This is a genomic window from Kitasatospora sp. NPDC059577, from assembly GCF_042735475.1.
In the GTDB taxonomy this organism is placed as follows: Bacteria; Actinomycetota; Actinomycetes; order Streptomycetales; family Streptomycetaceae; genus Kitasatospora.
On sequence record NZ_JBHWBZ010000030.1, the window covers coordinates 85432 to 92623 of the forward strand.

General features: G+C 74.3%; 5 protein-coding genes. 1 reads left to right on the forward strand and 4 read right to left on the reverse strand.

Annotated elements, in window-relative coordinates; genetic code table 11:
• Positions 1-108: 108 nt before the first annotated feature.
• The 4 genes from ACFV0O_RS23235 to ACFV0O_RS23250 form a co-directional block, all read right to left on the reverse strand.
• Entirely contained in the window at positions 109-1044 is a 936-nt protein-coding gene (locus ACFV0O_RS23235) for an excalibur calcium-binding domain-containing protein (protein WP_380344878.1), read from the reverse strand.
• A gap of 217 nt (positions 1045-1261) precedes the next feature.
• A complete protein-coding gene (locus ACFV0O_RS23240) occupies positions 1262-2353 on the reverse strand; it encodes a hypothetical protein (protein WP_380344879.1) in 1092 nt (363 codons plus the stop codon).
• A gap of 13 nt (positions 2354-2366) precedes the next feature.
• Complete coding sequence (locus ACFV0O_RS23245; RefSeq protein ID WP_380344881.1) at positions 2367-3311, reverse strand: NAD-dependent epimerase/dehydratase family protein; 945 nt, start codon at positions 3309-3311, stop codon at positions 2367-2369.
• A gap of 27 nt (positions 3312-3338) precedes the next feature.
• Positions 3339-4463, reverse strand: a complete 1125-nt coding sequence (locus ACFV0O_RS23250) for a DegT/DnrJ/EryC1/StrS family aminotransferase (protein WP_380344883.1) — start codon at positions 4461-4463, stop codon at positions 3339-3341.
• 383 nt (positions 4464-4846) lie between these two features.
• On the opposite strand from ACFV0O_RS23250, the gene ACFV0O_RS23255 reads away from it, so the two are divergent.
• Positions 4847-7048: an MMPL family transporter gene (locus ACFV0O_RS23255; protein ID WP_380344885.1), complete on the forward strand. Its 2202-nt coding sequence runs from the start codon at positions 4847-4849 to the stop codon at positions 7046-7048.
• The last annotated feature ends 144 nt before the right edge of the window (positions 7049-7192 follow it).

Sequence of the window (7192 nt, forward strand, 5' to 3'; positions counted from 1 at the left end):
GGGTGCCAGACGCCGCCAACCGCCCCCGGCCGGGACTCGTTCCGCCTAAGCGCGGATGGCCCCCCCCGACCCGGAACGGGTGGGGGGGGGGCCTTCCGTCGGAGAGGCTCAACGTTCGCAGGCGACACCGTCGTTGTCACGGTCCAGCCCGGCCCGGTAGCCGGGGTCGCCCCGGTGCAGGGGCGCCTTGCCCGCGGCCTTCGCGTCGGCGCAGTTCTTGAAGTAGACGCTGCCGCCGCCGGTGCCGCCCCCGTCGCCGCCGCCGGTCGCACTGCCGGAGGAGCCGCCGCCCGAGGTCCCGCCGGTCGTTCCGCCGGTACCGCCGGTGCCGCTGCTGCTGCCGCCGGTTCCGGTCGGGGCGCCGCCGCCGGCGGAACCGCCCTGGTTGCCCGGGGCGGCCGGGTCGTTCCGTGGGTCCGCGTAGAGCGCCTGCTGCCGGTCGGCGGGGCAGGAGGCTCCCGGTCGCACCAGCCGCAGGGTCGCTTCGGTGCCCGGGTCCAGCGGGCTTCCCTGCGGCAGTTCGCTCGTGCACGCGAGCCAGGACCCGTGATCGGCCGGGAGCGCGAGGTCCTGGTAGCGGCTCACCTCGTGGATCCGATCGGCCGTCAGGCCCGCGGCGATCAGCAGGGTCCGCGCCTCGACGGCGGTGTGTCCGCCGACCTCGGGCATGAGGGTCTGACGCGGTGCCTCCGTCGCCACCGGCGAAGAATCCGGGGCGGGCGTCTCGGTGGGCGCGGACGTGGGCGGGAGCGCGGGCGCGGGCAGCGGAGTCGCGGCGGTCGTCATCGGTGCCACCGTCGGAGCCGCGACCGGCCGGTCCTTCTTCGGCGGCCCGGTCATGACGCCGATCCAGAAGAACGTTCCCAGCACACAGAGGACCGTCAGTGCCACCTTGACGGCGACGTGGAGGCGGCGGGAGCGCCAGAGCCACACCGCGGCCACCGGCGGGACGAACACCAGGGCGGCCGCGCGTACCAGCCGGTTCGCGGGCGTCCGGGGAGGAAACGCCCGCGTCGCGGGCGGCCGGAACGAATCGTGCGTCAAAGTGCTGCTTCCTCGGGAAGGTGCGGGCGTCCCGGGAGGACCCGGTGCCGCAGGGCGTCGCCGAGTGTAAAGGATTCGCATAGGACCGGTAAGGGGTGGGTAGTGGCCCGGGCCGCCGTCCCGCCACGCCGGGTCGTCCCGCCGTCCGGGCACGTCAGGCCGACCCGCTGACCGGCCGTCCGGCTACGCCAGGCCGACCCGCTGACCGGCCGTCCGGCTACGCCAGGCCGACCCGCCGCAGGGCCTCGCCGAAGCCCGTCCGCCACCCTTCCGGGGTGGCTCCGGGCGAGGGGGCGGGGGAGGGACGCTTCAGTGCCGCGAGGGCGTTGCGCACGACCTCGGCCGGGCGGGCGGAGGTGACGTCGGCGTGGCCGAGTTCGAGTTCGTGCTGGAGGTTGTCGCGCCCGTGCCCCTGGACGACGTCGAGGAGCAGCAGGCGCCGGCCGAGCGCGCGGGCTTCACTGCAGGTGTCGCCGGAGCTGGTGACGACGAGGTCGGCGGCGGTCATCAGCCCGGGGACCCGGTCGGTGTAGCCGAACGGGTGGAGCCGGGGTTGCCGGCGCGCGGTGGCCCGCAGCCGGCGTTCGAGTTCCCGGTTGCGCCCGGCCACCGCGAGCACGTGCGGTCCGGCGGCGGCGAGGGAGGCGGCGGTCCGGGCGAGCGGTCCGAGCCCCCAGGAGCCCGACATCAGCAGCACGCACGGGGCGTCCGCCGGCACGCCGAACCCGGCCCGCGCCCCGGCTCGTTCCGGCGGGTGGTAGAACGGCTGCCGCAGCGGCGCGGGCACGACGGCGATGTCGGCGTCCGGCCGGTAGCGGCGCACCGCGCAGGCGGCGACCTCGGAGGTGACCAGGTACAGGTCGGTCCCCTCCTGCACCCAGAGCCGGTGCGGCGTCACGTCGGTGCAGAACACGAAGTGCCGGAACTCCCGCCCCTGCCCCCACTCCTGGAGGCGGTTGACCGCCGACGTCGCGGTGGCGAACACCGAGACGACCAGCTGCGGCCGCTGCGCCTCGACCAGCCGGCGCAGCGCCGGGACCAGCCGGGCGCGGGCGGCCGCGTCGGCGAGCAGCGCGATCCGGGCGCCCGGCCGCAGCGCCGCGAAGTGGAAGGCGTCGTACACCCCGGGCAGGTCGAGCAGCCGCCGGAACACCGCTTCCCCGGCGGCGCCGGAGCGTTCGCCGAGCAGGGCCATCGCGTCGACGGTGGTGGTGGTCCAGCCGCGCTCCCGCAGGGAGTCCGCGCAGGCCTGGGCCATCACGTCGTGGCCCTGGCCGAGCGAGCCGGAGACCAGCAGGGCGTGCGGCATCGGGCGGCCCCGGTCAGGTGGTGGCGGACGCGCCGGTGGCGCTCCGGTACCAGTCGGCGTACCGCCGCACGCCTTCGGCGAAGTTGGTCTGCGGCGACCAGCCGAGCAGTCGTTTGGCCTGGGCGGAGGAGATCCGCCGCCCGGTGTAGTCGGCCTTCCGGCCGCCGATGTGCTCGATGCTGACGGGCCCGAGCAGGTCGTCGACGGTGTCGGCGATGTCGCGCACGGACACGGCCGTGGACCCCTCCAGGGCGAAGGTCTGGTCCTCGGCGGAGGGGGACAGGGCCCGGACGTGGGCGTCGGCGAGGTCCTCGACGTAGACGAAGTTGCGGCTCTGCCGCCCGTCGCCGGCGATGGTGATGGGCCGTCCGGCCAGCGCGGCCTGGACGAACCGGGCGACGACGAGTTCGTCGCGCATCCGGGGACCGTACGGGATGCCGTAGCGCAGGATGGTGAAGTGCTGCCCGTACAGCTCGCGGTAGCTGTGCACCAGCATCTCGGCGGAGAGCTTGGTGGCCACGTACAGGTGGCCGCTGTGCTCCAGCTCGATCGGCACGTGCTCGTCCAGTTCCTGCTCCTCGCCGCCGAGTTGCTCGCCGGCGAGGGCGGCGCCGTAGACCCAGACGGTGCTGGCGAGCACGGTCCGGCTGAGTCCGCTGCGCCGGGCGGCCTCCAGGACGGCCTCGGTGCCGTCGATGTTGGTCCGCACGGCCCTGACCGGGTCGGCGGAGATCTGTTCGACGTCGGCCATCGCGGCGAGGTGGTAGACCACCTCGCTGCCCGCGAGTGCGGAGGTGAGGGCCTTCAGGTCGAGGACGTCGATCCGCGCGTGTTCGGCGTCGGGGTTGAGGTACTTGTCGGTGGTGTCCACCGCGAGGACTTCGTGGCCGGCCGCGACCAGGTGGTCGACGACGTGTGAGCCGATGAATCCGCAGCCCCCGGTGACGGCTATCCGCACGTTCTTGCTCCCTTCGCTCGCGGCCGGTTATCGGGCCGGCCGCCGGTGCACGGCCGAGACGGCCTCGATGACCTGCTCCGCCTCGTCCTCCGTCATGTCGGAGTGCACCGGCAGGCAGATCTGCCGGGCGCAGACGTCCTCGGCGACGGGCAGCGGTCCGCGCCGGTACGGGGCGAACACGGGCTGCAGGTGCAGCGGCAGGTCGTAGACCTCGCCGGACAGCCGCACGCCGTGCTCCTCGGCGACCGCCCGCTTGAACGCCGCGCGGTCGGTGCCGGGCGGCAGCAGCGCCACGTACTTGTAGTAGTTGCCGCGGCACCCGGGCGGTTCGAGCACCGGCTGCGGGCCGTCCGGTCCGGCCAGCGCCTCGTCGTAGCGGCGGGCGACGGCCCGGCGGGTCTCGATGAACTCCTTGAGCCGGCGCAGGTGCACCGCGCCGACCGCGGCGTGGAGCTCGCTCATCCGCCAGGAGTAGCCGAGCAGCACGTGGTGGTTGGTGGTGAAGGAGCCCTTGCCCTGGTCGCGGTAGATCCGGGCTTCGTCGCGCAGGTCCGGCGACTCGGTGAGGATCATGCCGCCCTCGCCGCTGGTGGTGACCTTGGTCGGGTAGAAGGAGAACGCCGCGGCCAGCCCGAAGGTCCCGGCGGCGCGTCCGTCGACGCTGCTGCCGTGGGCGTGGGCGGCGTCCTCGACCAGCGGGACTCCGTGCCGGTCGCAGAGCGCCCGCAGGGCGTCGACCTGCGGGGTGACCAGCCCGCCGATGTGGACCAGGACGACGGCTGCGGTATCCGGGGTGAGGGCCGCCGCGAGGGTCTCGGGGGAGAGCGCGAGGGTGGCCGGGTCGACGTCGGCGAACACCGGGCGCCCGCCCGCGTGGACCACCGCGCCGGCGGTCGCGTAGAAGGAGACGGCGGGGACGACCACGTCGCGGCCCCGGACGTCGACGGTGCGCAGGATCACCTCCAGCGCGGCCGTGCCGCTGCTCACCGCGACGGCGTGCGAGGCGCCGTGTTCGGCGGCGAACGCCTGCTCGAAGCGTTCGGTCCACGGACCGAGGGTGAGGGCGCCGGTGGTGAGCATCTCGGTCACCGCCTCGGCGACGGCAGCGCGGTCGCTCTCGTCGAACACGATGCGGGCGGCTGGAACGCCCATGGGGCACCTCCGGCGGCGGGCTGCGCGAGCAGCACCGATCGGGTCGGATCCTCCCGAACCGCACGGAAAGCGGTCGGGTCAGGCACATCACGCTACTTCGCCCGGCCGGGTCGCGGCCCGTCGTCGCCGCCCGCACGGGTGATCCGGCTGCTTCCTCCGCAGGTAGGAGGGCTACTCCCGATGCGGGGCGTGCGCTCCTCCGTACGGGGGAGGGCCGTACTGCGTCCGCAGTACGCAAACGGCCTGCACCGGGACGACGACGGGGCAGGGGCCGCCGATCAAGGATTGGTCACGCTGCGGCGGACCGCGTCCCCGGGGGACGTACGGCCCGCCCGCAGCGCGCCCCTACCGCGAAAACCGCATCCGAAGGAGTCCGCTCTCCCGTGGCCACGTTCCTGTACCGCCTGGGCCGATGGGCCTTCGTCCGGCGCCGGCTGGTGACCCTCCTCTGGGTCGCCGTGCTGGCGGTCGGCGGAGTCCTGGCGGCCAAGGCCCCCGCCGCCCCCGACGACGGCTTCGCGATGCCCGGCACGGACGCGCAGAAGGCCTTCGATCTGATGAACGAGCGCTTCCCCGGCGGGCACGCCGACGGCGCCTCGGCCCGGCTGGTGTTCGTCGCCCCCTCCGGCCAGAAGATCACCGCCGGGCCCAACCAGCAGGCGGTCGAGCGGACGGTCGACGAGCTCGCCCACGCCGAGCAGGTCACGGCGGCGGTCAGCCCGTACAAGGCCGGCGCCGTCTCCAAGGACGGCACCACCGCGTACGCGACCGTGAGCTACTCCGCCAAGGCGGGCGAGCTCTCCAAGGGCGCCACCGACGCGCTGGAGCAGGCCGCCCGGCACGGCCGGGACGCCGGGCTGAAGGTCGAGGTCGGCGGCAACGCGCTGATGGCCAAGCCCGACGCGGGCGGCAGCAGCGAGGCGATCGGCATGGCGCTGTCCGCCGTCGTCCTGGTGATCACCTTCGGCTCGCTGGTCGCGGCCGGCCTGCCGCTGCTCACCGCGATCGTCGGCGTCGGCCTCGGCATGGCGCTGATCACCGCCCTCGGCAGCACCCTCGGCCTGTCCGCCACCACCGGCACGCTCGCCATGATGCTCGGCCTCGCGGTCGGCATCGACTACGCGGTCTTCATCGTCTCCCGCTACCGGGCCGAGCTCACCGAGGGCCGGACGCAGCAGGAGGCGGCGGGCCGGGCCGTCGGCACCGCCGGGTCCGCGGTGGTGTTCGCCGGCCTCACCGTGGTGATCGCCCTCGCCGGGCTCTCCGTGGTCGGCATCCCGATCCTGGCCAAGATGGGCATGGCCGCCGCCGGGACGGTCGTCGTCGCCGTGCTGGTCGCGCTCACCCTGGTCCCGGCGCTGCTCGGCTTCCTCGGCCGCAAGGTGCTGCCGCGCAAGGCCCGCAAGGCCGGCGGCGATCCGGCGCGCGCGGCGGCGAAGGAGAACGGCGGTGCCCGCTGGGCCCGGTTCGTGCTGCGCCGCCCGCTCGCGGTGCTGCTGGGCGGTGTGATCGGCCTCGGCGTGCTCGCGGCGCCCGCGCTGGACCTGCGGCTCGGCCTGCCCGGTGACGAGGCCAAGCCGACCTCCACCACCCAGCGCCGCGCCTACGACCTGCTCTCCGAGGGCTTCGGCCCGGGCTTCAACGGCCCGCTGACCGTCCTGGTGGACGCCAAGGGCGTCGCTGACCCGAAGGCGGCGGCGGACGCGGTGTCCGAGAAGCTCGCCGCCCTGCCGGGCGTCGTCACCGTGGCGCCGCCGATGTTCAACATGGCCGGTGACACGGCGCTGCTCAACGCGATACCGGCGACCGGCCCGAGCGAGGCCGAGACCAAGGACATCGTGCACGTCATCCGCGGTGACGCGGCCGCCCTGAAGTCGGCCACCGGCGCGACGGTCCTGGTGAGCGGTACGACGGCGATGAACATCGACGTCTCGCAGAAGCTCACGGACGCGCTGCTGCCCTACCTCGCCGTGGTGGTCGGCCTCGCCGTCCTGCTGCTGCTGGTGGTCTTCCGCTCCGTGCTGGTCCCGCTGAAGGCGGCGCTCGGCTTCCTGCTCTCGGTGGCAGCCGCCCTCGGCGCCGTGGTCGCGGTCTTCCAGTGGGGCTGGCTGGCCGACCTGATCGGCGTGGAGCAGACCGGTCCGGTGATGAGCATGATGCCGATCTTCATGATCGGTGTGGTCTTCGGCCTCGCCATGGACTACGAGGTGTTCCTGGTCACCCGGATCCGGGAGGCCTTCGTCCACGGGGAGGAACCCGACCAGGCGATCGTCACGGGCTTCCGGCACAACGCCCGGGTGGTCACCGCCGCCGCGTTCATCATGATCGCCGTCTTCGCGGGGTTCATCGGGATGAGCGAGCCGATGATCAAGATGATGGGCCTGGGGCTCGCCACGGCCGTAGCCTTCGACGCCTTCGTCGTCCGGATGACCATCGTCCCCGCCGTCCTCGCCCTGCTCGGCCGCCGCGCCTGGTGGCTGCCGCGGCGACTGGACCGGCTGGTACCCGACGTGGACGTCGAGGGCAGCAAGCTGCAGACGCCCGCCCCCGAACCGGCCCCGCCCCGGGAGTCGGTCACGGTCTGACGGCCTCGCGGGAGCGCTCGTCCAGGCAACGGAACGGGCCCGGGGGGGGGGGGGGGGCCGCCCCCCCCCCCCCCCCCCCCCCCCCCCCCCCCCCGCGGCGGTGTAAAAAAATAGGGGGGGGGCGGAGGCGCTTGTGTTGGTGTG

What these genes read in the sequence shown, in the direction of transcription:
- ACFV0O_RS23240 (WP_380344879.1), bottom strand. Translation starts at nt 2,353, where the DNA reads ATGCCGCACGCCCTGCTGGTCTCCGGCTCGCTCGGCCAGGGCCACGAC.
- ACFV0O_RS23250 (WP_380344883.1), bottom strand. Translation starts at nt 4,463, where the DNA reads ATGGGCGTTCCAGCCGCCCGCATCGTGTTCGACGAGAGCGACCGCGCT.